Origin of the sequence: Actinoplanes auranticolor, from assembly GCF_018332655.1 — a bacterium.
In the GTDB taxonomy this organism is placed as follows: Bacteria; Actinomycetota; Actinomycetes; order Mycobacteriales; family Micromonosporaceae; genus Actinoplanes; species Actinoplanes auranticolor.
The window spans coordinates 371616-396599 of the sequence record NZ_BOQL01000018.1; the positions used below are offsets into that span (position 1 = coordinate 371616).

Here is a 24984-nt window from a genome sequence, read left to right on the forward strand (position 1 = left end):
AACACCGCCGCGAGCGCACCCTGGTGACTCCACAACATCGGCTTGGTCACTGCCCCTCCATGCTCCCGCGCGCGAACGACGGCCGCGCACCAGCCTGAGCACCTTCAAACGCCCGGCCCTTGCGCTGTTGATCTATCTTCTTCGATTGTGGCGCAGGTGGCACATTCATGGACCTATGTTCGTCCTTCTCAGGTGACGTCCACGGCCGACGGCAGTCTGGTCGGCCTGGAGACCTCCGGCGGGAGGACTGCGCGGGGGACGCAGGCTCACCCCCGGTTCTTCTCCGGCTTTCTGACCGATCCGCGGATCGCCTCGGCCGGGCTGCTCGCCGTGGCCGACGTCGCCGCCACCCGCTATTACCAGCCGACGCTGAGGAACTCGCTCGACCCGGTGGTCACCGGCAACGGCGACCGGCTGCGCTTCGAATCCTTCTCCGGCTGTTGCGGGGTGTACGCACGACTGGACGTGCTTCGCGACGGCCTCGACGGCGGCGACATCGGGCACGGCACGACCAACGTCGACGTCAACGACCCCCTTCGTCTCGCGCTGTCGCGGATCGCCGCCAGCGATCCGCTGCATCTGCGGGTCGGCCCGGATGAACTCGCCGTCACCACACTCGACGGTCCGCTGGTCGAGAAGAAGGTGCCGCTGCCTCAGCGCTGGCTGCGCGGTTTCGCGGAGGCGCAGGTGATCGCGTCGGCGTTCGAGCTACGGGCCGAGGTGCCGGGCGGCGACGCCGTGCGATTCCTGCGGTCCCTGCCGACCCGCGGCCGGGTTGCCGACCTCTGGGTGGTGCCCGCCGGGCGGACCCTGCGGACCACGTCTCGTCCGGCCCCGGGCGCCGTCTGCCTTCCCGGGCCGGCCCGGTTGGCGGCGCTGGAACGGGTGCTGCGGCACGCTCGCGCTCTGCGGCTGTACGGCCCGGCGGTCACCAGCGGCAGCGCGCCCGTGGCCGGCGCCTGGGAGGTGGCGCTTCCGGGTATGCGGCTGACGGTGATGCTCTCACCGCAGGTCTCGCGGGGCTTCTCCGGCGAGGGCTCGGTGCTGGAGTCCCTGGCCACCCCCGAGGCGGAAACCGATGCCGACCTGATTTCCGTGCTGCTCGCCTGGGAGCCGCGGATCGACGTGGGTGATCTCGCCGTCCAGGCCGGGTTGACGACGGAACGGGTTCGTGCAGCGCTGGCCCAGCTGGGCACCGCGGGCCGGGTCGGATATGACGCTGCGGAGGCCGCGTACTTCCATCGCGAGCTGCCGTACCGTGTCGGCCGGACGGAGCTGCACAATCCGCGACTGCGCGACGCCCGGGCCCTGGTGGGTGCGGGTGCCGTGACGGTGGACGGCGACACCGCGACGGTGCGCTCGCGCGACAGCGTCTATCTCGTCAATCTCAGCGGCAAGGTGATGGGCTGCACCTGCGCCTGGTGGGCCGGACACCGTGGCGGGCGCGGCCCATGCAAACACGTGCTGGCGGTACGGATGACGATCCGAGGAGACGCGACCGATGACTGCTGAACGCATGGATTACCACGAGGCTCTGCTCGACGCCGTTCGAGCCGGCGACCTGGATCTGACCGGCACCCTGGCCCGGAAGCTCCACGACGCGGACCGGAAGAAGATCCTGGCCGCAATCCGGAAGTTCGTCAGCGCGCTCCCGCCCGACCAGGCCGGATCACCGGCCTTCACCGCCGCCGAACTGGCCGGCCTCGCCGGCCAGGCCACGCCGGCCGCGGCGACCCAATGGCTGGTCGCGATGGGGCGCCGGCGGCAGCGCCACTCCTGGTACAGCCTCATGCCGGCGGAATCGCTGGACGTGTTGTCCGGGCGCGACCCGGCGTGGCTCGGCGAGCTGGCGCACCTGCTCGCTGCCGAGCTGGACAAGGGGAAGGGATTCGGCGGCGGTCAGCGTCCGATCAATCACCTGATCCGCCCGCTGATCCGGATGTCCGGCTGCGCGACGCCCACCAACCCCGGTTACGCGGCGCTGTGGATGGTCAACTCCGGCGGGCTGGGTGACCTGCGCGCCGCCCCCGAGACCGCGACCTTGCTACCGATCGCGCTGGAGATGGAGGGCGCGGGGGCGTACATCGAAGGGCACGACAAGGGGTACGTGGAAGGGGCGGAGAAACACGGCAGCAAGGATCCGGCCAACCCTTCCCTGCCCTGGAAGGAAAAGCTGGTGCGACTCACCGAATCCGGTGAGCTCGGTCGCGCGGTGCTGATCGACCTGTGTGTCGGTCGTCTGCTCCGCGGCGGTAGACCGTACGAGGTGCGCTGTTTCCGCTCTCTCCTGGAAAGCCTGCGGCTCACCGACGACGATATCGCGACCCGGGCAACCGATTGGGCGCGGCTCGCCGCGGACGCGGACGCCCCGACCGCGAGCGCAGCAATGGGATTCCTGCGCCGGATGGTGGACGCCGAACGGCCGGTGGACGGCGATCTGCTCGCCGACGCCTCGCGCGACATTCTGGCGCGGCCGGAGAAGGCTCTGGTGCGCACGCATCTCGTCCTGCTCGGCCGGGCTCTCGACCAGGACGGGTACCCGCCGTCCGAGCTGCTGCCGGCGGTGGCCGTGGCGTTCGGTCACGAGGACGGCGCGGTGCAGGAACAGGCGTGGAAGATCGTCGCGAGACACCTTGCCGCCGTGGACGCCGCAGCGCGTACCCGGATCGTGGAAGCCGTCCCGGCACTGACTCCGGACCTGCGTGACAAGGTGACCGCCGATCTGGGCGTCGCCGAGCCGGCGGACGAACCCTACCGCGAGACGCTGCCACCGATCTCGTCGCCGGTACGCGCCGCTGCCACGCCGCTGACGGTGGCGGAGGTGGTGCAGGGTGTCGTCGCCGAATGCGCCGCCGATTCACCCGACGCTGCCGCGTGGACCGAGGACTCCGAACGCATTCTGGATGGGCTGGTCCGGGTCGCGCACCGGGACCGGGCAGCGTTGACCGAGGCGCTGGGCACCCTCACCTACCCCTACGACTGGACGGCCCAGGACGAACCGCCCGGCGCCGGCGTGGCCCTCGTGGCGAAGGTCCTCGTCGGCAAGGTCGGAATCGACGAGCTCCCGGCCCTGCCCAGAAGGCTGACCGATCCCCCGTACCGTGCCATGGACGGCGAGACCATCATCCGCGGCGTCTGGCAGATGCGGACGTGGGAGGTCGCGCGGCGGATCACGACCGACATGCCGCCGTTCCTGCTCGCCACTCCGTCCTGGAGCACGGGCGCCGTGGACGCCGACGTCCTGGTGGACCGGCTCGCGGCATACGCCCGGCTGAATCTGCCGGCCGGGTCCGCGGATTTCGACCAGGCGTTGTTGCGGGTGCGGATCCCGCAGGGGCCGGATCGCGAGCAGTTCGTGGCCGCCGCTGCGGGTCTCGGCACACCGGAGGGCGCCAGGCTCGCGGATTGGTTCTCGGGTGAGGGCCTGCAGCCGGTCGAGGAGGACGACCGGCTGGTCCTGCCCGTCGTCCGGGAAACGTTCACCGACCCGTTCCGGCGGCTCGGCGACAAACTCGGCTGGTCGTACGATGCGCTCGAGCTGCCACGATGGGTCTCGACGCTACCGTTGCTCCGCGGATACGTCGCGGCGCAGTCGCTGTGGCGCGGCGCCTGCTCCCACCACGGCGAGGGCGGCCAGTGGGCCGGTGACCTGCCATTGCTCGTTCAGGCCGACGGTTCGATCGGGCCGTGCATCGAGGCAGTCGTCGCTGAGGGCCTGGCCAGAGCGGGCGAGGCGGCCCGGCCGGGCGTGGTCGAGGGTCTGCTGCAGCTCGTGGCGCGCGGCGAACTGGACACCGTTCGCTGCGGCGCGCATCTCAGCCAGGTGAACGTGCCGAGACTCCGACCCTTCACACCGCCCGAGGTGCTGGACGTCCTGAGCGAGGTGGCGCGCACCGGCGCGTACGCAACGGTCTGGGGCATCCTGCTCGGGGCCCTGCCGGGTCTACTGCCCGAGGGCCGGCGTCCGCGCCAGCTCGGCGCGCTGCTGTCGCTGGCCGTCGAGTGCGCCAGCCGCTGCGGCGAGACCGGGTCGATCACCGGCCTGGACGCCGTCGCCGACAGCAAGGGCAGTTCGCAGACCATCAAGCAGGCTCGTCGCCTGCGCGACTACCTCACCCGCGCCGCCGAGCGGGTGAGCAGTTAGCTCGAGCTTCAACCGGTGCGGCGGGCCGGGCTGTTGCGGGGCAACGCAGCCGCGCGGGAACGCGGCGCGATCCGCGACCGGCTGCGGCTGGTCGCCGCGGCCTGCCTGGCCCAGGCCGACGTCATGGAGACCGACGACATCCACGAGCAGGTCCACCAGGCCACCCGGCGGCCGGACGACGTGCGGGAGCTCGTGGGGCCCCCGGTCCTGCGGCGCCTGTCCGTCGACGACGACTGATGGTAGTAGGACGGCAACGGGATGTTCACACCGTGCCGGTCGCACAACACACTGAACTCCATCGATATTTGGTGCGACGCCGGCGGTCGGCCGGCGGCGCCACCTCGCGATCGGAGCGGTATGAAGCGAGCGCTGCACTGGACCGTCACCCTTGCCGTCGCCACCCTGACCGGCAGCCTGCTCAGCGGCCCGGCACTGGCCACCCCGACAGGCATCCCGTCCAAGACCACTGCCCAATCGCAGCTGAACGGACTCAGCGTCGCCGCCCAGGGCAGCATGAGCGGCTACTCCCGGGACCTGTTCCCGCACTGGATCACCATCAGCGGCAGCTGCAACACCCGCGAGAACGTCCTCAAACGCGACGGCTCCGCTGTGGCCACCGACAGCGCCTGCGCCGCGACCTCAGGACGCTGGTATTCGCCGTATGACGGCGCCACCTGGACCGCCGCCTCGGACGTCGACATCGACCACGTCGTGCCGCTCGCCGAGGCGTGGCGCTCCGGAGCCGGCTCCTGGACCACCAGCCGGCGGCAGAGCTTCGCCAACGACCTCACCCGGCCGCAGCTGATCGCCGTCACCGACAACGTGAACCAGGCCAAGGGCGACCAGGACCCGTCGACCTGGCAACCGTCGATCACTTCCTACCGGTGCACGTACGCCAAGATGTGGATCGCCGTGAAGGCGTCCTGGGCGCTCACCTTGCAGGCCTCGGAGAAGACGGCCCTGCAGACGATGCTCAACACCTGCGCGTCCTGAACCGGTAGCTCGTGGCGCCCTTCACGTGGACTGCACCACCGTGAAGGGCGGCCGCACTCCCTCGGTGAGCTCGGCCGCGGCCTCCAACGCCAGCACCGCCCGTTCCCGGCTGCCGATGGGCGACTTCGCGGTCGAGTGCAGCGATCCCAGGGCGACGAGGTAGCCGGACCCCACCGCGGCATAACCCGCGATCGTGTGCCCGACCTGATAGTCGTCGCCGACGACGTAGAGGCGGCCGTGAATGCCGACGAGAAACTGCCCACCCTGCTCCTGGCCGTCCTCGGTGCGCGCGTAGCCGCCCGTGGAGAGACACTCGCGGACGGCATCGATGAACGTGGTCACCATGAACCGGTCGACGTCCCAGGTGTCGGGCTCGCCGACGTGCAGCGAATAGCGCAGGAGCTGGCCCATCCGATAGCTGGTCGTGAAGCCCATCAGGTACGGCCCCACCTGGAACACCTTGGAATCCGACCGGACCGCGACATGCCATCCGTCGCTGCCGGCCGAGTCGCCGCCGATAGTGAGGGTCCGCCCGTCCGTGATCCCGACAATGCACGTCATGGAGTCACTTTCCATCAACCCGCGGACGTCCTCAACGGGACGACGCCGGCGGCAGCTATCCGGCCGCGTCGACAGCCGCGCGTTGCGCCCGCACCGCCGACCAGAACGACTCGTCCGGCGGCTCCGGCGCGAAGAGCCACATCAGATCCTGGTACGTGGGGTCGCCGGCGATGGTCTGCGCCTCGGCGTACGGAACGCCATCGACGATGTGGTACCAGTGGTAGCCGTGCGGGGCCAGCGCCTCCATCAGGCGGTCCTCGCCGCGCCCACGCAGCACCTCGCAGAGCACCCAGGGCCGATGCTCGCGCAGGGTTTCCGCGGCGCCGAAGAGAACATCCGGCTCGGTGCTCTCGGTATCGACCTTGAGGACGGCCGGGATGATCCCGTTCCTCTTCACGTACTCGTCCAGGGTCTCGACCTCGACCTCGATCTGCCGCGAGGATTTGCGGAAGCCGGCCGCCAGCGAGTTGGAGGAGTCCGAGGTGTCCGACAGATAGAAGGTGGCCGTGCCGGCGTGGTCGCTCAGGGCGATGCGCTCGACGCGGATCTTCAGACCGTTGTCGGCGGCGACCCGCTCGGCCACCTCCGCGAGCGTCGGAAACGGCTCGAACGCCACCACGTCCCGGTCGGACACGGCCGCGGCCAGGGCGGCGTACAGCCCGACGTTGGCCCCGATGTCGAACACCGCGCCCGGCCCGGTCGTCCCGATGGTGGCCAGGAAGCACGGGATCGAGGACGACTCGTAGTCGGCCAGTCCGTGCTCCTGGAGCTTGCGCGGCACCAGCAACTCGACCGGCGCCGTCATCGTCACCGCACGCGCCGGAATGCCCGGCACCGGGATGGACACCACCCGGTCGGTGACCTTGTCCTGGACGACCACCGGCGCCGGCTTCGGGAGCGGGGCGGGAACGGTTCTGGCCCGGGCACCACGATCCCGCCAGATGTTCGCCACGGTCATCGGCAGAGCCACCATGCCCTTGCCCGGGTGCCGCACGCCGTCGACGAGCGACTTTCCCAGCCGGAACGACGCCGACGCCTCCAGCGCCGCGCTCCGCTTGCGGGCCTTGGCCAGTTGCCTGGTCCGGACCTGCACCTCTGTCCGCGCCTCGGCGGTGTCGTCACGCGCGGCGGCCAGCTCCGCCGTCAGCCGGGTGACCTGCTCCTCGAGCATCCGCACCTGCCCACGCAGCGGTTCGACGGCCAGCTCGCCCAGCAGCGGCTGATTCGCCACCCACAACTGCGCCGTCAGCGGGCCGTCCGGCAAGGGCGCCGGCTCACCGGCCGGAGCACTGGACAACTGCGCCGTACGCGGCTGGATCGTCTCCACTCGCTCGGCGAGCAGGGCGACATGCATGCCGTACCGCTCGGTCGAGCTCAGGGACACCGCATCGGTCAGCTGGCAGTGCCCGTCGGCCAGCGTCTGCAGCACCACGGGCACGGGGAGGGTCTCAGCCGGCCACCCGGTCAGAATCAGTACGGTGGCGCCGACCGGCGCTGCGCTCAGCTTCCGCGCGAGCTCGGCGGGCGGCGTGTGGGTGCCCGCTTCCGGGCCCAGCATGCAGACCACCAGAGTGCCGGCCCCGCCGCCGCCCCACTCGGTCGAGGCGGCCGAGAACGGCACATCGTCCGGAACCATCAGATGACGGCGCAGATCCTGTTTGCCCGCAGAGGCGTCGACGACCCTCTCCACGTCTTTGACCAGGGATAACAGGTTGCGCACAAGCATCGGAGCCGTTCCTCTCTTCGGCGGCGGGCATACGTTCGGGCCTCGCCCGGGTTGGTCCTGTGAAGTACCCGTCCGGGCCGGATGCCGGAGAGGTTTATGCCGCCAGACGATGGGCGACGATACCAAACAAGTTTCGGACGGTATCTACTGGCTATACACATTCATACCTTTTGCCGTAATGACTCGTGCCGGCCACTAGTGCCCGCGTTCCTCGCAAGGAGATTCCGATGAGTGCCACTGACCTGCGCAAGGTCTACCTCGACTACCTCCGGGCAGCCAACGCCCGCGAGCTGCACCGGATGGCCGAGTTCGCCCACGACACCATCGTCTTCAACGGCGAACCGGTCTCCCGCGACGACTACGTCGCCGCGATGCAGCAGGCCATCGACTCGGTGCCGGACCTCGTCTGGCACCTCGAGGACCTGATCATCGAGGGCAACCGGGTGGCGGTCCGGCTGACCGACACCGGCACCCCGGTGAAGGAATGGCTCGGACTCCAGCCCACCGGCCGCGACGTCACCTTCACCGAGTACGCCTTCTACCACTTCCGCGACGGCCGCTTCGAGCACATGTGGTACCTGCTCGACACCCGGACCATCGAGAAGCAACTGACAGCGTGACCGCCCGGGTCAGCTCGCCACCGGGTCCAGCCAGCGGTTGTACCGCAGGCGCAGGGCGCGCTCGGTGCTGCCCACCACGGCGCTGATCGTGAGCGCGACGGTGAGCCATCCCGGCACCTCGATCGGTGACTCGAAGACTCCGAACCGGTCGGCCAGCGGAGGGATCCGGGAGATCGCTTCCAGAGTCTGCGGGAGGACGAAGAGCAGCGGGACGACGACCAGGATCAGGGAGAGCAAGCCGATCCAGCGGCTGAGCGCGGGGTGCTCGCGATCGAGGCGGGCCCGGCGTCCCTCGGCGGAGCGGGGGTCCGGGACGAGTTGCTGCGCGATCCGGCCGGCCGTGACGAAGTGGCATCGCCGGATACCGAACGCCGACGTCTCCACCTCGATCTCGCCACCCTCGATCGGGAAGACGGCGGGGAGCCTGGCCCGGGCGTAGCGCATTCCGTCGCGGTACAGGTGGGCCTCGGTGTCGCCGTTCGCATCGCTCTTCAGGTGGTTCACGTCGACGGCATAGACCACCGGCCGGCCCGAACTGCCGTCCACGAGCAGGTAGAACACCGATCGCGTCAGCAGCTGCCACCAGCGGAACCGCTTCAGCACGCGCCCGTCACCGGGCCTGATCCGCTGGATGGCTCGGCGCCTCCGCCATTCGTCGAACATCTGCCTGCCCCGCTTTCTTCAGGCTGACCGGCCTGCGGGTCCCGAGTGCAGCCTGTGTTGCCGGAACACAGTCAAGACGGTGCCCGGGCCGGGCGTTGACTGTGTGCCGAGGACATGGTGTCGCATGGATCGGCCCGCGAAGAGGACGAGCGATGGAGGCTGGACATGAATCGACGGCGTAGCGCTGCCCTGGTAGCGGCGCTCGGTCTGATCGGTACGTCGATGGCGGTGATGCCGGCGCGAGCGGAGCATGCCGTGGCAGCCGGACTGAAGTGGGCCGCCTGCCCCGCGGATGTGAACGCGAAGACGGCGCCGCGGACGGCCCAGTGCGCGACCGTGCCCGTTCCCCTCGACTACAGCGATCCCGGCGGCGCGCAGATCTCGTTGCTGGTGTCACGGATCGCGAGCACCAAGCCGGAGAAGCGGCGCGGCATCCTGATGTTCAACCCGGGCGGGCCGGGCGGTTCCGGGCTGGACCAGCCGGCGTTCCTGGCCAACAAGGGTCTGCCGGCGAGCGTGCTGGACTCCTACGACCTGATCGGCATGGACACCCGGGGCGTCGGGCACTCGACGCCGATGACCTGCGGCCTGACCGAGGACATCGGCTACTGGGCCAACGTGCCGCCGTACGCGGCGGACGACGCGGCCGTGACCGCGCAGGCGAAGATCGCCGAAGCAGTCGCGAAGAGGTGCGCCGCGACTGACACCGGCGGGCGGCTGCAGCACCTCACCACGGCGAACATGGCCCGCGACCTGGATCGGATCCGGGCCGCCCTCGGCGAGCCGAAGGCCGGCTTCTACGGCGCGTCGTACGGTTCGGCGCTGGGCGCGGCCTACTTGTCACTGTTCCCGGACACCATCGACCGCATCGTGTTCGACAGCAACCTCGCCGACACCCACCTCGACCGGGACGGCCTGCGCCGGTTCGCCCGCGGCGTCGAGGAGACGTTCCCGGACTTCGCGAAATGGGCGGCGGCGCGGCACGCCTCCTACGGCCTGGGCCGTACGCCCGCGCAGGTCCGCAAGACCTACTTCACCGTCGCCGAGCGGCTCGACAAGACCCCGGCCGCCGACGGGACCACCGGCGCCATCTTCCGGTACCTCACTTTCGCCCACCTCTACGGCGACATCCAGTACGGCGCTCTGGCCGGCATCTGGCAGTCGCTGCTGACGCCGGCCGCTGGCCGGGCGACCTCCGCGCCCCCGGCAGTCCGGGCCGCACCCCCGGTCGACAACGCGCTGACCGTGTTCCTCGCGGTCACCTGCAACGACGTGAACTGGCCCGAGGATGTGGCCACCTACCGGCGCGGCGTCGCCGAGGACCGCAAGCGGTACCCCATGTTCGGCGCGGCGACCGCCAACATCATCCCGTGCGCCTACTGGAAGCACGAGCCGTCCGAGCCGGTCAAGGTCGGCAACGAAGGACCGGCCGAGGTGCTGATCCTGCAGAACCGGCGCGACCCGGTCACTCCCGCCGTCAACGCCCAGCTGCTGCGCCAGAAGCTCGGCCAGCGGGCCAAGCTGGTGACCGTCGACGACAGCGGGCACGGCGTCTACGTCCTCGGCGGCAACGCCTGCGCGCTGAACCTGACCACCGCCTACCTGGTCGGCGGAAAGCTGCCGGCCCGGGACATCACCTGCCGATCCTGACCGCCGGTGTACCTGGGTACCAGCGCAGGCGCGGAAGAGTCGACCGCGGTACCACGATCTCCCCGTTACGCCTGCCTAGCGTGGTGAGCATGATTCAAGTACGCGAAGTATCCAAGCAGTACGGTGCGAAGACAGTCGTGGACCGGCTGTCTTTCACCGCGAAGCCGGGACAGGTCACCGGCTTCCTCGGGCCGAACGGCGCCGGAAAGTCGACCACCATGCGGATGGTCGTCGCTCTGGACGCGCCGACCGCGGGCGACGTGCTGGTCAACGGCCGGCCGTACGCGTCGTCGAAAGCCCCCTTGCGCGAGATCGGCGTGCTGCTCGAGGCCAGGGCCATGCACCCCGGCCGCACCGCGGTCAGCCACCTGCTGGCCCTGGCCCGCACGCACGGCATCTCCCGCTCGCGGGTCGACGAGGTGCTCGACCTGGCCGGCCTCTCGGCCGTCGCCCACAAGCGGGTCGGCGCCTTCTCCCTCGGCATGGGTCAGCGGCTCGGCATCGCCGCCGCCCTGCTCGGCGACCCGGCCGTGGTGATGCTCGACGAGCCGGTCAACGGACTCGACCCGGAGGGGGTCCTCTGGGTGCGTAACCTGCTCACCGGCCTGGCGGCCGAGGGCCGCACCGTGATGCTGTCCTCGCACCTGATGAGCGAGGTCTCGCTGATCGCGGACCACCTCGTCATCATCGGCCGGGGCCGGCTGCTGGCCGACACCACCGTGGCCGACTTCGTGACCGCCGAAGGCGTCCGGGTCGTCACCGCGGCCCCCGACGCGCTGCGCACGGCGATCGCCGGCCCGGGCATCACCGTCACGTCGACCGGCGCCGAGGAACTGTTGGTCGCCGGCACCACCGCCCGCGCGATCGGACTGGCCGCGGCCGGCCGCGGAATCCCGCTGTTCGAGCTGACCCCGCAGAACGCCTCGCTCGAAGAGGCGTTCATGGCCCTGACCCACAACGCTGTCGAATACGAGGCCGCCCGATGAAGATCACCCCTGGTGGCGTCGTCGCCGCCGAATGGACCAAGTTCTCCTCCCTGCGCTCCACCTGGATCACCACCGGCATCTCGGTGGTGCTGCTGATCGCGTTCGGGATGATCGCCTCGGCGTCCTTCTCGGGCGACAGCCTGTCGGCCGTCGATCTGGCCCTGTCCGGGAGCACCCTGGCCGCCCTCGCCGTCGGTGTGCTCGGCGCGCTGCTGGGGGCCGGCGAATACACCACCGGCATGATCCGGGCGACCCTCGCCGCGGTGCCGCGCCGGCTGCCGGTGCTGTGGTCGAAGAGCCTGGTGGCCGGGGTCGCCGCCCTGGTGACGATGACTGCCGGCGCCTTCGCCGCGTTCGCGCTGGGCTCGGCCGTCCTCAACGACGCGATCGGCGGTCTGGGCCTCCGCGACGACGGCGTGCTGCGCGCCCTGCTCGGTGCCGGCCTCTATCTGGGCCTGGTCGCGGTGCTCGGCGTCGCGCTCGGCATGCTCGTCCGCTCCAGCGCCGGCGCCATCGCGATCCTGGCCGGCCTCCTGCTGATCGTGCCCGGCCTGGCCGCGCTGCTGCCGGACTCCATCTCCGAGACGGTCACGCCCTACCTGCCGAGCAACGCCGGCAGCGCGGTCATGGCGCTGACCCAGGGCGACAACACCTTGGCGCCGTGGACGGGTCTCGCCGTCTTCGCGGGCTACGTCGTGGTGGCCCTCGCCGTCGCGGCATTTCGGCTCAAGAAGACCGACGCGTGAGGGGACAATCGTCTGATGAGCGCGCAGGGGTGGCTGGTGGACCGGCAGGGAAGGCTGCGGACTTTCCACCGCCGCCGGCCTTGGGTCATGGACACCTTGGTGGCCGTCCCGATCGTGCTCTTCAGCATCCCGAACCTGATCGAGAAGCCCCTCTCGGCCACGATCGCGACTCTGGCGCTGCTACCGCCGCTGTACTGGCGGCGCCGGTACCCCTTCCCGGCGTTCCTGGCGACCGCGGCCACCGACCTGATCCAGGGATGGCTGGACGCCAGCGTGGGCGCCGGGGTGATCCTGCTCGTGATGCTCTTCGGGGTCGCATCCCGGGGGGCGTGGCGTTCGCTCGCCTGGGCCTCCGGGATCACCGTCGCGCTGCTGGCCGCCAATATCTATCTGTTCCAGCCGGTGACGGAGAACCGCACCCTCACGTCGTTCCTGGCGCTCGGCATGTCGGTGGCCGTGGTCGCGTCCGGCGTCGCGGTGCGCACCCGCCGGGCGTACCTCATCGCTCTGGAGGACCGCGCCGCCCGCCTGGAGGTCGAGCGTGACCAGCGGGCCCGTCTCGCCGTCGCCGACGAGCGGGCCCGGGTGGCCCGCGAGATGCACGACATCGTCGGCCACCACGTGTCGGTGATCATCGGCCTGGCCGACGGCGGGGCCACGCTCGCGAGATCGCGCGAGGAAGAGGCCGCCGAACCCCTCCAGCTGATCGGGGAGACCGGCCGGCAGGCGCTCGCCGAGCTGCGGCGGGTGCTGGGCGTGCTGCGCGGGGAGGACGCCGACGCGCAGCTGAGCCCGCAGCCCGGCATCGACGATCTCGACCGGCTGCTGCCGAGCGTGCGGGCCGCGGGGCTGCCGGTCACCTACTCCACCACGGGCGAGCTGCGCACCCTCGGCCGCGGCGTGCAGCTCGCGGTCTATCGCATCGTGCAGGAAGCGCTCACCAACACCCTCAAACACGCGGGGCGCGGTGCGACCGCGGACGTCACGCTGGCTGCCTCCGACGGAGAGGTACGCGTCCGCGTACGCGATGACGGCCGCGGCAGACCCGCCGCCCCGAGCCACGGCCTGCTCGGCATGCGCGAACGCGCCGCCATGTACGGCGGGGTGGTGCACGCCGGCCCGGCCGAGCGGGGCTGGCTCGTCGACGTCGTCCTCAAGGAGCCCGCATGACCACCGTGCTGATCGCCGACGACCAGCCGTTGCAGCGCATGGGCTTCACGATGCTGCTCAACGGCACCCCCGGCATGACCGTGGTCGGCGAGGCGGCCACCGGCGCCGAGGCTGTGCGGATGGTCGAGCAGACCCGCCCCGACGTGGTGCTGATGGACGTGCGCATGCCCGGCATGGACGGCATAGAGGCCACCCGCCGGATCACCGCGGCCGGCTCACGCACCCGCGTGCTGATCCTGACCACCTTCGACCTCGACGAGTACGTCTACACCGGACTGCGGGCCGGGGCGAGCGGCTTCCTGCTCAAGGACGCCCGTCCGGAAGAGCTCGTCGCCGGCATCCGGGCCGTCGCCGGCGGGGAATCGGTGGTGGCGCCCAGCCTGACCCGCAAACTCATGACGGCCTATCTGCAGGATGCGGCCCCGGTCAGGCAGGACCGCCGGCTGGCCACGCTGAGCGAGCGGGAGCGCGAAGTCCTCGAAGCGATCGGCCGGGGCGCCACGAACACCGAGATCGCCGAACGCTTCATCCTGACCGAGTCGACCGTGAAGAAGCACGTCGGACGCGTACTGGCCAAGATCGGAGCGCGGGACCGGATCCAAGCGGTGATCTTCGCGTACGACAACGGCCTGGTTCAGCCACGCGCCTGAGCCCTTCGCCCCACCCACCGGACACCCTGGCGACGCACGAGGAGACCACCGTGCCCTGGAGTACCCGTGAACTTGCCGAGCTCACCGGCACGACCGTGAACACCATCCGGCACTATCACCGGCTCGGCCTGCTCGAAGAGCCCGAGCGCCGGCACAACGGCTACAAACAGTACGGGGATCGCGAACTGGGCCGCCTGCTGAGCATCCGGCGGCTCGTCGAGCTGGGCGTACCCCTGGCCCGGATCGGCGAGGCCGGCACGGACGGAACCGTACCCCCGGAGATCCTGCGGCAGGTCGACGCCGGACTCGCGGCCGACATAGAACGCCTGGTCCGAGCCCGCACCGACATCGCCACCATCCTCCGCAACGGCGCCCAGGGACCGACCGCGACCATCAGCCACAGTATGGATCTTGGTGGTCAGTCCGCCGGGGGATCGGCCGATGTTCTCGCGTGTCTGCGTCTCGGCGACGGTCAGCCCCTTCTAGCAGGTCCGGCGGCGTGCTGAGCGGTGCGCACGATAGTGGCGTCGACTTGGGCGTCCCAGTCGATGTCGTCGTCGAATTCGGCCAGCACGAAGACCTGGGCCCTCATCCGTGCCCACGTTCCGTCGGCCGCCCACCGGGTTAACCGCTGATGGGCGATCTTCCAGGGTCCGTAGCGTTCGGGCAGGGCACGCCAGGGTGAGCCGGTGCGCTTCACCCAGCGGATCGCGTTGATGACCTGCCGATGATCACGCCACTGGCCGCCACCACCACGTGCCACATCGATTCAACGACCGTTTCCATGATCGCTATGCACGATCCGCGGACAGAACCTAGTACTCCAGCAGGAGATCCGTTCTGACCTGCGGTGACGGTGCGGGTTTGTCCGTGAGCAGCAAGCAGCCACCGTCGAGTCTCAGCGGTTGTGTGGACCTCAAAAGATACGGCGGTGGCTGCCGCCTACAGAGTAGACGCCCAGCGATGGGCTGAGCTGTTCGAAGAGCTGCTAGACACGATCGAGGCGCGCTTCACCCGCCCGGAACCGCGTCGCCGGGTGCGGAACTTCGTCGCCGGGTTGCTGGCGCCGTTACCGGTCAAGAACTGCTGGACGATCGCGGAACACGCCGGTGACGACGGGCCGGGCGGGATGCAGGACCTGATCGGCCGGGCCAGCTGGGACGACGCCGGAGTCCGCGCTGATGTGCGAGATTTCGTCGCCGCCCGGCTCGGGCATCCCGACGGGGTGTTACTGGTCGACGAGACCGGCGATCTGAAGAAAGGCACCCATACCGTCGGGGTTCAGCGGCAGTACTCCGGCACCGCCGGGAAGATCGAGAACTGTCAGCTCGCAGTGCATCTTTCCTATGCGGCACCGGCGGGACACACCCTGCTCGACGTGGCCCTCTACCTGCCGAAATCCTGGGCCGAAGACCCGCAACGACGCCATGAGGCAGCAGTGCCCGACACCGTCGCTTCGCCACGAAACCGCAGCTGGCACGCCGGCTGATCGAGACCGCGGTGGCCGGTGGCCTGCCGTGTCGGTGGGTCGCCGGCGACGAGGCCTACGGCGGGGACCCGAACCTCGCCCTCGCCTTACGTGGCCTGCGACTCGGCTACGTCCTCACGGTCGCCTGCTCGCATCGGGTCCCGACCGGCCTCGGCGTTCAACGGGCCGACCGAATCGCCGACAGTCTGCCGAAGCGGGCATGGCAACGCATGTCCGCCGGCACCGGCGCGAAGGGATTCCGTTACTACGATTGGGCTTTCGTCACTCTGCCGCACACCGTCGACCAGCACGCAGGTCACCATTGGCTGCTGATCCGCCGCAACCGCACCACCGGTGAGCTGGCGTTCTACCGCTGCTGGTCACCCGATCTCGTTGCCCTGCACCAACTGGTCGAAGTCGCCGGCCGTCGCTGGAGTATCGAGGAATCGTTCCAGGCCACCAAGACCGGCCTCGGTCTGGACCAGCACCAGCACCGCCGCTGGAAAGCCTGGCACCGCTGGACCACCCTGGTCATCGCTGCCCACGCCTTCCTCGCCGCCGCCACCGCGGTCAGCACCAAAAGCCCGGACGACCTGATCGACATCACCGTCAACGAACTACGCCGACTGTTCCACGCCTTGATCCTCGACCCTGCACGACGCGTCGCCAACGTCATCGCCTGGTCCATCTACCGACGCCGGCACCAAGACGCGGCCAAGACCAGCCACTACGCCCGGCAAGCCCTCACCGAGCCCTAAAAGATCTCCCGCTGGAGTACTAGGCCGCTAGCCGAGATCGGTCAGGAAGGCGCCCGCAGCCACCGCGAAGACCAGCACTCCACCCGACGCGCCGCCGCCGACCAACACCGCGCGGGCCAGCCGCCGGTCATCCAGCCAGGCCAGGACGCCCGCGAGGACGCCGACCATGGTGGCGGCCAGGAACGACAGGGCGATCCAGACGACTGTCAGTGGCGCGAACATGACATCTCCCCTCGCATGAATGGCATTGCGAAAAGTGAAGCAAGCGCCGCCGCGAAATGGGCTGTCGCGGCCAATTTCGGCACCGGGACGGACGGAAAGGAACTGTCCGCGGACGCCTCGGGACAAACGCGGACACTACTGGTCCCCGGCTCGCGACTCGGCTAGCATCGACCGGTGTGGAGCTCACGGACGAACTCTCGGCGGCGCTCAATGCCGTGAGCGGCAAAGAAGACCTCGCCCGATGCCTGAAGAAACTGTGGATCCTCGCCGACAAACCATCCTATCGCGATCTCAGCATGCGAGCGCGGAACTACGGCGTGCCGCTGTCGAAAACGACGATCGGGCAGGTCCTGAATGGCAACGTATTTCCGCGTCGCGGTTTTCTCACCGCCTTTCTTACCTGCTGTGGTCTCGGGGTCGACGACCACCTGGAGTGGGAACGCGCCTGGACCCGGCTCGCCCCGCGCTACTACGAAAGCCCCACGTCGCTGCCCCGGGCTGCCGTGCAACCGCCTCCGGTCGAGATGCCGGCTCAGGACGCGCCCGCCGACGAGTCACAGGACGTGATGCTCCGTCTGCTGGGCGACGCCCGTGGCGAGATCCGGCGGATGTCCATGCAGATCTACCAGCTGGAGCGCTACCTGGACCGACTCAAACAGGTGGTCGATCCGTCCGCACCCGTCCCGAACGGACCGGTCGCCCAAGCCATGAGGTTCACCGACCTTGTGGCCGGCACCTGGTGGTCGGCCTCGTCCGCCGACGGGCTCAGCATGCGGGTCGGCGCCGACGCGCTGGGCGCCCCGGTCGACGTACGCCTCGGCGACCGCCCGCCGCACGGGCTCATCGGCGGGCCGTCCGGCTCCGGCAAGACAAACGTGATCTTCGCGCTGCTGGCCGGCCTGTGCACGAAGTACTCGCCCAGCGAGCTGGAGCTCTACCTGCTCGATTTCAAAGAGGGTGTCTCCTTCAACCGGCTCGCCCCCGATGTCCGCACCAAGCCGTGGCTACCGCACGCCCGGCTGGTCGGCATCAACATCAACTCCGACCAGGAGTTCGGTCTCGCCATGCTCCGGCACCTGCACTGGGAGATGCGGCGACGCGCAGCCGCGGCGAAGAAGTTCGACGCGACCACCATCCGTGAGCTCAGGCTGCACGACCCTGCAGGACATTGGCCACGCATCCTTGCGGTCGTCGATGAGTTCCAGGTGATGCTGGCCGGCCGTAACGGCTACGCGAGCGAGTGCGCTGAGCTGCTCGAGGACGTAGCACGGCGGGGGCGGGCCATGGGTGTCCATCTGCTGCTGGCCAGCCAGGACATCGCGGGGACCGAGACCCTGTGGGGCCGACCGGCGCTGGTGGAACAGCTCAGCCTGCGGATTGCGTTGCCCAGGGCGCATCGAGTGCTCTCCGAGATGAACCAGCTCGCGGAGCGTATCCCGCGGGACCACGCCGCGTTCAACGAGGAATCCGGGGCGGCTGAGGCGAGCCGCGTCACCCGTGTGCCGTACGCCAGTGGTATCGAGGACTGGTCGGACCTGCGCAACCGGTTGTGGCAGATGCGATCGCCCGACGCGGAACCACCGGTCGTCTTCGACGGCGACGCGGTGCCGCGGCTCGACGAGGTGGCCGCGTTCCGCCGGCTGACCACGGCATCGAGGATGGCGCCCGTGGTCGCCGTGGGACACGCGATCGACGTCGCTGATCGGCCGGCCTTCGTGCGGCTCGACCGGCGGTCCGGTCGCAACCTCGCCGTGGTGGGCAACCGGGACGACATTGCCCGAGCTGTCATCAGGTCGGCGGTACGCTCGGTGACCCGACAGTTTCCCGCCGGGGAAGCGCACATCACGCTAGTGTGCCCGGACAACGTCTCGCATGCCGAAGCGATGCGCCTGCGGCGCGACGCCGACCGGCCGGACATCGCCATCTGCGGCGCAGCGGATCTCGGCCTCTTCCTCGATCTCGCCTTGGGCGGGACGACACCCCACTTTCTCATCCTCTACGCCGTCGACGAGATATGGCCCGACCCTTCCGATGAGGTCGGTGAACTGGCCGAGTCCGCCGGGTCCTCGACCGGGGACCCCGGCAGGGCGTCCACGTCATCGGCTGGTGGCGGTCGGCGAGCCGGTTCCAGCAGACGCTCGGCCTGCGCGCCCGACACGAGCTGGTCTCGTCGGTCGTGGTGGCTGGCGGCGACGTCCCACGGATCGGCCCGGACCGGATCCAGCATTCCCTGCCGCAGTGGATACCGCGGCAGAACCGGGCGCTGCTTATCGATTTCGAGCAGCACCCGGCCTACGAGACCGTCATCCCGTACGCGGATTAGGTCTTGTCCCGTGGACCACCCAAGTGCGAGGTGAGGTCCAGAGGGTGCCTGACATCGGCCGCAAAGCGGCTTGATACCGGTGCTGTACTTGGTCGTTCTGCGAACGCTGATCAGTCCCAAGAGGGCCGTTTCGGCCGAAGAACAGGTAGTAGCCGATGAGCCGTCGATCGCCGGCCGCGTGCACGGCGGCGAACGAGACTCGAGACCACGAGCCCGGTGATGAACGCCGGCCGCACAGTGTCACCGGCCGAGTTCATGGGCACGTTCCACTCCTGGCGGCTGGGTTCGGGTATCGGGTCATGGATCGAACACCGTATGGCCGCAACACAGTCAAGCCCGGCGGACGGTGGCGCGACGAGCTTGCAGAGTGGCAACCGGTCTTGACCCTGTGCCGGGAACACGGTGTGTCCTGAACGTCTCCGTGAACGCGACTTCGAAGTACGCATCAGCGAAAGGCAGAGTCCATGGCCGAGCACCATGAGGAGACGTTGGCCGAGGACCTTCTGCTCCTGCTGTTCCAACCGAACTCGGGCTTCCGGCGGGGCACGGGGACCATCGCGGGCGAGAACACCCTCTTCTACGTGCTGGGTGGAGCGGTGCTCGCCGACCTCGCGCTGAGCGAACAGGTTTCGACCGAGCAGGGCCGCGGCGGGACGACGCTCGTCAAGGCCGTCGAGAATCGGCCACCGGCCGACGACATCCTCCGTACTGCGTGGGACTACGTGCTGCCGAAACCGCAGGGCGTGCAGACCGTGCTCGCGGCGGTCGGGCCATCTCTGCGCGGCCCGCTGCTGGACCGGCTGGTCGAGCGGGATCACCTCCGCCGATCGAGCCGCAAGACGCTGGGCTTGTTCACGACGACAGTTCTCGAAGAAGGCGGCACCGGGCGCCGGGCTCAGCTGTTGGCTGAGGTGCGCGCCGTGCTCGTGGACGGTGCCGAGCCGCAGCCTCGCGTCGCTGCGCTGGCGGCGTTGATCTCGGGCAGCGGGAATCTTCCTCGATTCGACCCCGGGATTCCCTGGACCTCCCCGGTCATCACCCGCGCCAAGGAACTGGAGCAGGGCAACTGGGGAGCCGAGGCCGCCGCCCAGGTGGTCACACGCACCGTAACCGCGGTCATCGTCAACAGTGTGGTCGTGGCAGCCGCCGTTGCTCCGCAACAAACGTGAGCCAGCCAACTGCTGCCTTGACTGTGTGCCGAGGACACGGTCTGCACTTGAGCCGGCCCGGTCAGCAGACCGGATCAGCGACGACCATGCAGTGGAGGCAGGACCGACATGGGGCACGCGGAGCAGACATCCGGCGCACCGTCCCGACCCGTCATCGAAGTGGACCGGTTGCACGTCTCGTACGGTGATTTCCAGGCCGTCAAGGATTTGACCTTCCGGGTCGAACAAGGCGAGCTCTACGCCCTGCTCGGCACCAACGGGGCGGGCAAGACCTCGGCTCTGGAGGTCATCGAGGGGCATCGGAAGGCGTCGTCGGGCACCGTACGGGTCTTCGGCGAGAGTCCGGCGGACCGGCGGGCGGTGCGGCCCCGGATGGGGATCATGCTGCAGGAGAGCGGGTTCTCCGCCGACCTCACCGTCACGGAGTCCGTCCGGCTGATCGGCCGGCTGTCCGGCCGCTCCGATTCGGTCGACCGCGTGCTGGGCATCGTCGACCTCACGCGGAAGGCCACGACCAGGGTCGGGCAACTGTCCGGCGGCGAGAAGCGGCGACTCGACTTCGCCACCGCCGTCTACGGGCGACCGGAGCTCGTCTTCCTGGACGAGCCCACCACGGGGCTGGACATCCAGTCCCGGGATGCCCTGTGGGAGGCCGTGGAGGACCTGCGCGGCAACGGCTCGACCGTCATCCTGACGACGCACTACCTCGAAGAGGCGCAGCAGCACGCCGACCGCATCGGGCTGATGCACCGGGGCACCCTCCGCAGCGAGGGCACGGTGGCCGAGCTGACCCGGACACTGCCGGCAGCGATCCAGTTCACGCTCTCCCCCGGCGCTCCGGTGCCACCCCTCGGCGCCGCCCAGCCGGCGGGCCCGGCGTACCAGATCGAGACGTTCGAGCTGCAAGCGGATCTCAAGCGGCTGCTCGACTGGGCGGACCTGCACGACGTCGACCTGCACGGGCTCTCCGCCGCGCCGACCCGGCTGGACGACGTCTTCCGCGCCATCGAGACCGACCCGGTCCCCACCCCGACTCGCTGAAGGCAACGACATGCTTCCCATCGCGTACAGCGAATTCGCCCAGATCTTCCGCAACCGCGCCGTGCTGATCTCCAACCTCGTCATGCCGTTGGCGGCCAGCGCCTTCTTCATCTACCGCCGCGACACGTTCGCCCAGATCGGCAGCCTGGGTTACATCGCCGCTGTCCTCGTCTTCACCGTCGGCGCGTTCAGCCTCTACACCACGGCGGTGACCACCCTGTCCGCGCGCCGGCAGGACCTGTTCCTCAAGCGGCTGCGCTCCACCGCCGCCGGCGACGCGGCGATCCTGTCCGGCCTGACCCTGCCGGTCGCCCTCACCGCGCTGGTCCAGGTAGTGGCCATCCTCGGGGTCTTCGCCGCGGTGAGCGGCCGCCCGGCCGACATCGCGCTCCTGGCCGTGGCCATCCTGGCGACCTTCGTCATGATGCTGGCCCTGGCGCTGGCCACCGCCGGCCTGACCGGCTCACCCGAGCAGGCGCAGGTCACCACGCTGCCGATCAGCCTGGTGAGCATCGCCGTGGCCAGCTGGGTCGGCATCACCGGCACAGAGAGCCTCGCCCTGGTCAAGCGGCTGCTGCCCGGCGGATCGGCCACCGAACTGATCGTGAACACCTGGAACGGCGGCGTGCCGCTCGCGGATTCCCTGCCTCTGCTGGCGCCGACGCTCGGCTGGGTCGTCGTGGCGATCGTGCTCGCTCTGCGGCTGTTCCGGTGGGAACCCCGCCGCTGACGCCACCATGAATGAGTTGACCGGCAAGAAGGGCGGACCGATCCTGCTGCACGGCAATCTGACGCTGACCGCATCCGGCCGGCAACCGCACCGGGAGAACCGGATCGCGCTGTGCGCCAACTACGCCGGGGCGGTGTCGACGAGCCGGCAGATGCCGAACTCCCGGCTGCTGTCCAGCGACAACTGGGGCCACACCGCGTACGCGCTGAGCGCCTGCGCGACCGCCGCGATCGACGCCTACCTGCTGACCGGCGCGCCACCGGCCCGGGACACCGTGTGTGCCGATGCCCCGGAGCCGTTCTCGGGGCAGGAACAGACGTTCGCCGAGCGCCGGGGCAAGCACCTGCCGCCGGTCGCGCGTCCGCGATCCATGCTCACGGTGCGTTGACATGCGCACCCGGGCCAGCACCTACCGTATCGATCGGATCTCTTGTGCTAGCGTCGGCACGAGGACTGATCGAAGGGGCCGGACGTGGCCTGGAGCACCCGGGAACTCGCCGATCTCGCCGGCACCACGGTGAACACCATCCGGCACTACCACCGCCTCGGCCTGCTCGAAGAGCCGGACCGCCGGTACAACGGATACAAGCAGTACGGCGTACCGCATCTCGTCTGCCTGCTGCGGATCCGGCGCCTCGTGGAGCTCGGGGTTCCCCTGTCCGAGATCGGGGTGGCCAGGACCAACGGTGACGTACCCCCGGAGGTTCTGCGCCAGGTCGACGCGCAACTCGCGAGCGAGATCGAGCGCCTGAACAAGGCCCGCTCCGACATCGCCGTGATCCTCCGCGACGGAGCGCCGGCCGATGCCCCGGCGGGCTTCGAGTCGGTCGCGCCCCGCCTGTCCGAAGCCGATACCTCGCTCATCCACGTCTACACCCGGCTGTACGACGACGACGCCATGAAGGACCTGCAGCGCATGGCGGAGAACGACAACGATCCCGTCAGCGCGGAGATGGACGCCCTGCCCCCGGACGCGGACGAGGCCACCCGGCAGGGCGTCGCCGAACGGCTCGCACCGGTCATCGCCCAGAACCTCACCGACTACCCGTGGCTGAACGACCCGGGCGCGCACCTCATCAAGAGCGAGAACGTCACCATGCAGACGTTCATCGACTCCGTGGTCGCGCTCTACAACCCCGCACAGATCGACGTGCTCACCCGGGCCAGCCTCCTCGCGCACCAGCAACTGCGGTCCGCGTCCGAGGCCGGCGACGACATCAAACCCGAGTGATTCTCGGTTCGGCCGCCCTTGGCAGCCGCAGCGAAGGACGTGAGAACCGGATGACCTCTCCCATGACGGCACCCTGGCCGAGCCTCAAAGTCTCGGACTGGACCCCCACCCGCGACACCCTGCACATGTGGACCCAGATCGTGGGCAAGATCCGCATGGCCCACGCGCCCCTGATCAACCACTGGTGGCAGGTGACCCTGTACGTCAGCTCCCGCGGTCTGACGACGTCGAGCATCCCGTACCGCACCGGTAGCTTCGAGATCGAGTTCGACTTCATCGGCCACCAGCTCGAGATCCGCAGCAGCGACGGCGGCACGCGCAGCCTCCCGCTCCGGCCGATGCCGGTCGCCGAGTTCTACACCCGGATCATGGGCCTGCTCGGCGAGCTCGGGATCGAGGCGCCGATCCGGCCGCACCCCAACGAGGTCGAGCCGGCCATCCCCTTCGCCGAGGACGACGAGCACGCCTCCTACGACGGTGCGGCGGTCAACCTGTTCTGGCGGCAGCTGCTGCAGGCGAACCGCGTGGTCGGCGATTTCCGGTCACACTTCGTCGGCAAGGTCAGCCCGGTGCACTTCTTCTGGGGAGCGATGGACCTCGCCTGCACCCGTTTCTCCGGGCGGTCGGCGCCACCGCACCCCGGCGGCGCACCCAACTGCGGGGACTGGGTCATGGTCGAGGGCTACTCGCGGGAGCTGTCCAGCTGCGGATTCTGGCCCGGCGGTGGGGAGGAGGGCGCGTTCTACTCGTACGCCTACCCGGCACCCGACGGGTTCGCCGATCAGCCGGTCGGTCCCGACGGGGCCTACTACAGCACCGAGTTCCGGCAGTTCCTGCTCCCGTACGAGGTCGCCCGGACCGCCCCCGACCCGGACCGCGCGGTCGCCGAGTTCCTCCGCACCACCTACGAAGCCGCCGCGAACCTCGGACAGTGGGACCGCCCCGCACTGGAAGACAACCCCCTCCGGTGGCTCAGCCACGCAAGCGCCGGCTGAGGGCGGCGACCGCGGCACGCCCGGCCCGGTTGGCGCCGACGGTGGATTGGGAAGGGCCGAAACCGATGAGGTGTACGCGGGGTTCGCCGGCGACCTGGGTGCCGGCCAGCCGGATCCCGCCCTGTTCGTTGCGCAGGTTCAGGGGGTCCAGGTGCGTCAGGGCAGCCTTGAAGCCGGTGGCCCAGAGAATGGCGTGCACCGAGGTGAAGGAGCCGTCGGCCTCGCGTACCCCATGGGGTTCGATCCCGGTGAACATCGGGCGCCGCTCCAGGGCCCCCCGCTCCTTGGCCGCCAGCGCGTAGGGCGTCCAGAGCAGGCCGGTGTAGGAGACGACACTCCCGGTCGGCCGGCCGGCCTCGACGTCGGCGATCACCTTGCCGATCACCTCGCGGCCGGTCACCTCCGGCTCGAACGCGCCGTCGCGGAAGACCGGCTCACGGCGCGTGTACCAGAAGGTCGTCGCCACCCGGGAGATCTCCTCCAGCTGCTGGACCGCCGAGATCCCACCGCCGACGACCGCCACTCGCAACCCCGCGAAACGATCCGCCGACACGTAGTCGCGGGTGTGCACCTGAAGGCCGGCGAAGGTCTCCCGGCCCGGGTAGTGCGGGCGGACCGGGTTCGTCCAGGTGCCGGTCGCGTTGATGACCGCGCGCACCCGCCGGACGCCGGTGCTGGTCTCGACGATCAGGTCGCCGTCGGGGTCGGCGTCCGCCCGGCGTACGGCGGTGACCCGGACCGGCCGCTCGATGGACAGACCGGCGGCCCGCTCGAAGTCGGCGAAGTAGCGTGGCACGGCGGTGCGGCTCGGCGCGCCGGGGTCGAGCGGCGGCTTCGGGAAACCGGGCAGGTCGAAGATGCCGTTGACGGTGGCCATCCGCAGCGACTCCCACCGGTGCTGCCAGGCGCCGCCGGGCCGCTCCTCGGCGTCGAACACGACGAAGTCGATGCCGCGCCGCCGCAGGTGATAGGCCGCGGACAGGCCGGACTGACCGCCCCCGATGACCGCCACGGTCGTGATCACGGAGCAAGCGTACGACCCGAGCTTGACCCGCTGCCGAGAACGTGGTTCCTGCTGGCGGTGACCTCGCCGCCATCGCCGTCCCCACGCTGATCCTGCACGGCACCACCGACGGTT

General features: G+C 69.8%; 24 protein-coding genes and 1 pseudogene. 19 read left to right on the forward strand and 6 right to left on the reverse strand.

Annotation, left to right across the window (positions count from 1 at the left end; translation table 11 throughout):
• Positions 1-192 precede the first annotated feature (192 nt).
• The 4 genes from Aau02nite_RS11000 to Aau02nite_RS11015 all read left to right on the forward strand — a co-directional run bounded on the left by Aau02nite_RS11000 (position 193) and on the right by Aau02nite_RS11015 (position 5137).
• Positions 193-1512: an SWIM zinc finger family protein gene (locus Aau02nite_RS11000; RefSeq protein ID WP_246595051.1), complete on the forward strand. Its 1320-nt coding sequence runs from the start codon at positions 193-195 to the stop codon at positions 1510-1512.
• The gene (locus tag Aau02nite_RS11005) at positions 1502-4144 is read left to right on the forward strand and encodes a DUF6493 family protein (protein ID WP_212988239.1); all 2643 of its coding nucleotides are present in this window, start codon (positions 1502-1504) and stop codon (positions 4142-4144) included. The genes Aau02nite_RS11000 and Aau02nite_RS11005 overlap by 11 nt, the downstream gene beginning before the upstream one ends.
• A gap of 15 nt (positions 4145-4159) precedes the next feature.
• Complete coding sequence (locus tag Aau02nite_RS11010) at positions 4160-4381, forward strand: hypothetical protein (RefSeq protein ID WP_212988240.1); 222 nt, start codon at positions 4160-4162, stop codon at positions 4379-4381.
• A 120-nt stretch (positions 4382-4501) separates the two neighbouring features.
• Entirely contained in the window at positions 4502-5137 is a 636-nt protein-coding gene (locus Aau02nite_RS11015) for an HNH endonuclease family protein (RefSeq protein WP_212988241.1), read from the forward strand.
• Between the two features lie 21 nt (positions 5138-5158).
• On the opposite strand, the gene Aau02nite_RS11020 is transcribed toward Aau02nite_RS11015, so the two are convergent.
• Complete coding sequence (locus tag Aau02nite_RS11020; RefSeq protein WP_212988242.1) at positions 5159-5698, reverse strand: hypothetical protein; 540 nt, start codon at positions 5696-5698, stop codon at positions 5159-5161.
• 55 nt (positions 5699-5753) lie between these two features.
• A complete protein-coding gene (locus tag Aau02nite_RS11025) occupies positions 5754-7424 on the reverse strand; it encodes an FkbM family methyltransferase (protein WP_212988243.1) in 1671 nt (556 codons plus the stop codon).
• A gap of 227 nt (positions 7425-7651) precedes the next feature.
• Here Aau02nite_RS11025 and Aau02nite_RS11030 point away from each other — a divergent pair, with 227 nt between their 5' ends.
• Positions 7652-8044, forward strand: coding sequence for an ester cyclase (locus Aau02nite_RS11030; protein ID WP_212988244.1), 393 nt, complete (start codon positions 7652-7654; stop codon positions 8042-8044).
• 9 nt (positions 8045-8053) lie between these two features.
• Here the strand turns inward: Aau02nite_RS11030 and Aau02nite_RS11035 are convergent, their stop codons facing one another.
• A complete protein-coding gene (locus Aau02nite_RS11035; protein ID WP_246595052.1) occupies positions 8054-8647 on the reverse strand; it encodes a hypothetical protein in 594 nt (197 codons plus the stop codon).
• Between the two features lie 225 nt (positions 8648-8872).
• Between Aau02nite_RS11035 and Aau02nite_RS11040 the strand changes: the two genes are divergently transcribed.
• The 6 genes from Aau02nite_RS11040 to Aau02nite_RS11065 all read left to right on the forward strand — a co-directional run bounded on the left by Aau02nite_RS11040 (position 8873) and on the right by Aau02nite_RS11065 (position 14415).
• Positions 8873-10357 carry an alpha/beta hydrolase gene (locus tag Aau02nite_RS11040; RefSeq protein WP_212988246.1) on the forward strand — a complete coding sequence of 495 codons (1485 nt, stop codon included), beginning with the start codon at positions 8873-8875 and terminating at the stop codon, positions 10355-10357.
• Positions 10358-10446: 89 nt separating this feature from the next.
• Entirely contained in the window at positions 10447-11343 is an 897-nt protein-coding gene (locus Aau02nite_RS11045) for an ABC transporter ATP-binding protein (protein WP_212988247.1), read from the forward strand.
• Complete coding sequence (locus Aau02nite_RS11050; RefSeq protein ID WP_212988248.1) at positions 11340-12089, forward strand: ABC transporter permease; 750 nt, start codon at positions 11340-11342, stop codon at positions 12087-12089. The genes Aau02nite_RS11045 and Aau02nite_RS11050 overlap by 4 nt, the downstream gene beginning before the upstream one ends.
• A gap of 15 nt (positions 12090-12104) precedes the next feature.
• Positions 12105-13259, forward strand: coding sequence for a sensor histidine kinase (locus Aau02nite_RS11055; protein ID WP_212988249.1), 1155 nt, complete (start codon positions 12105-12107; stop codon positions 13257-13259).
• Entirely contained in the window at positions 13256-13909 is a 654-nt protein-coding gene (locus Aau02nite_RS11060; protein WP_212988250.1) for a response regulator, read from the forward strand. Before Aau02nite_RS11055 ends, Aau02nite_RS11060 begins: the two co-directional genes overlap by 4 nt.
• Before the next feature lie 50 nt (positions 13910-13959).
• Positions 13960-14415, forward strand: a complete 456-nt coding sequence (locus tag Aau02nite_RS11065) for a helix-turn-helix domain-containing protein (RefSeq protein WP_212988251.1) — start codon at positions 13960-13962, stop codon at positions 14413-14415.
• On the opposite strand, the gene Aau02nite_RS47835 is transcribed toward Aau02nite_RS11065, so the two are convergent.
• On the reverse strand, positions 14382-14672 hold the full coding sequence (locus tag Aau02nite_RS47835; RefSeq protein ID WP_212988252.1) for a transposase: 291 nt from the start codon (positions 14670-14672) through the stop codon (positions 14382-14384). The genes Aau02nite_RS11065 and Aau02nite_RS47835 overlap by 34 nt on opposite strands.
• 168 nt (positions 14673-14840) lie before the next feature.
• Between Aau02nite_RS47835 and Aau02nite_RS11075 the strand changes: the two are divergent.
• Positions 14841-16135: pseudogene (locus Aau02nite_RS11075) on the forward strand (IS701 family transposase).
• A 27-nt stretch (positions 16136-16162) separates the two neighbouring features.
• Here the strand turns inward: Aau02nite_RS11075 and Aau02nite_RS11080 are convergent.
• Positions 16163-16357: a hypothetical protein gene (locus Aau02nite_RS11080; protein WP_212988253.1), complete on the reverse strand. Its 195-nt coding sequence runs from the start codon at positions 16355-16357 to the stop codon at positions 16163-16165.
• A gap of 176 nt (positions 16358-16533) precedes the next feature.
• Between Aau02nite_RS11080 and Aau02nite_RS11085 the strand changes: the two genes are divergently transcribed.
• The 7 genes from Aau02nite_RS11085 (at position 16534) to Aau02nite_RS11115 (ending at position 23846) form a co-directional block, all read left to right on the forward strand.
• On the forward strand, positions 16534-18714 hold the full coding sequence (locus Aau02nite_RS11085) for an FtsK/SpoIIIE domain-containing protein (RefSeq protein WP_212988254.1): 2181 nt from the start codon (positions 16534-16536) through the stop codon (positions 18712-18714).
• 430 nt (positions 18715-19144) lie between these two features.
• Positions 19145-19849, forward strand: coding sequence for a GOLPH3/VPS74 family protein (locus tag Aau02nite_RS11090; RefSeq protein ID WP_212988255.1), 705 nt, complete (start codon positions 19145-19147; stop codon positions 19847-19849).
• 108 nt (positions 19850-19957) lie between these two features.
• Positions 19958-20890, forward strand: coding sequence for an ABC transporter ATP-binding protein (locus Aau02nite_RS11095; protein WP_212988256.1), 933 nt, complete (start codon positions 19958-19960; stop codon positions 20888-20890).
• A gap of 10 nt (positions 20891-20900) precedes the next feature.
• Entirely contained in the window at positions 20901-21620 is a 720-nt protein-coding gene (locus Aau02nite_RS11100; protein WP_212988257.1) for a hypothetical protein, read from the forward strand.
• A 7-nt stretch (positions 21621-21627) separates the two neighbouring features.
• Positions 21628-22008, forward strand: coding sequence for an alpha/beta hydrolase (locus Aau02nite_RS11105; RefSeq protein ID WP_212988258.1), 381 nt, complete (start codon positions 21628-21630; stop codon positions 22006-22008).
• A gap of 84 nt (positions 22009-22092) precedes the next feature.
• Entirely contained in the window at positions 22093-22851 is a 759-nt protein-coding gene (locus Aau02nite_RS11110; protein WP_212988259.1) for a MerR family transcriptional regulator, read from the forward strand.
• A 50-nt stretch (positions 22852-22901) separates the two neighbouring features.
• Positions 22902-23846 (forward strand): DUF5996 family protein, encoded by a 945-nt coding sequence (locus Aau02nite_RS11115; RefSeq protein WP_212988260.1) that lies wholly within the window; start codon positions 22902-22904, stop codon positions 23844-23846.
• On the opposite strand, the gene Aau02nite_RS11120 is transcribed toward Aau02nite_RS11115, so the two are convergent.
• Positions 23824-24870, reverse strand: coding sequence for a flavin-containing monooxygenase (locus tag Aau02nite_RS11120; protein WP_212988261.1), 1047 nt, complete (start codon positions 24868-24870; stop codon positions 23824-23826). The two genes, Aau02nite_RS11115 and Aau02nite_RS11120, sit on opposite strands and share 23 nt — an antisense overlap.
• Positions 24871-24984 lie beyond the last annotated feature (114 nt).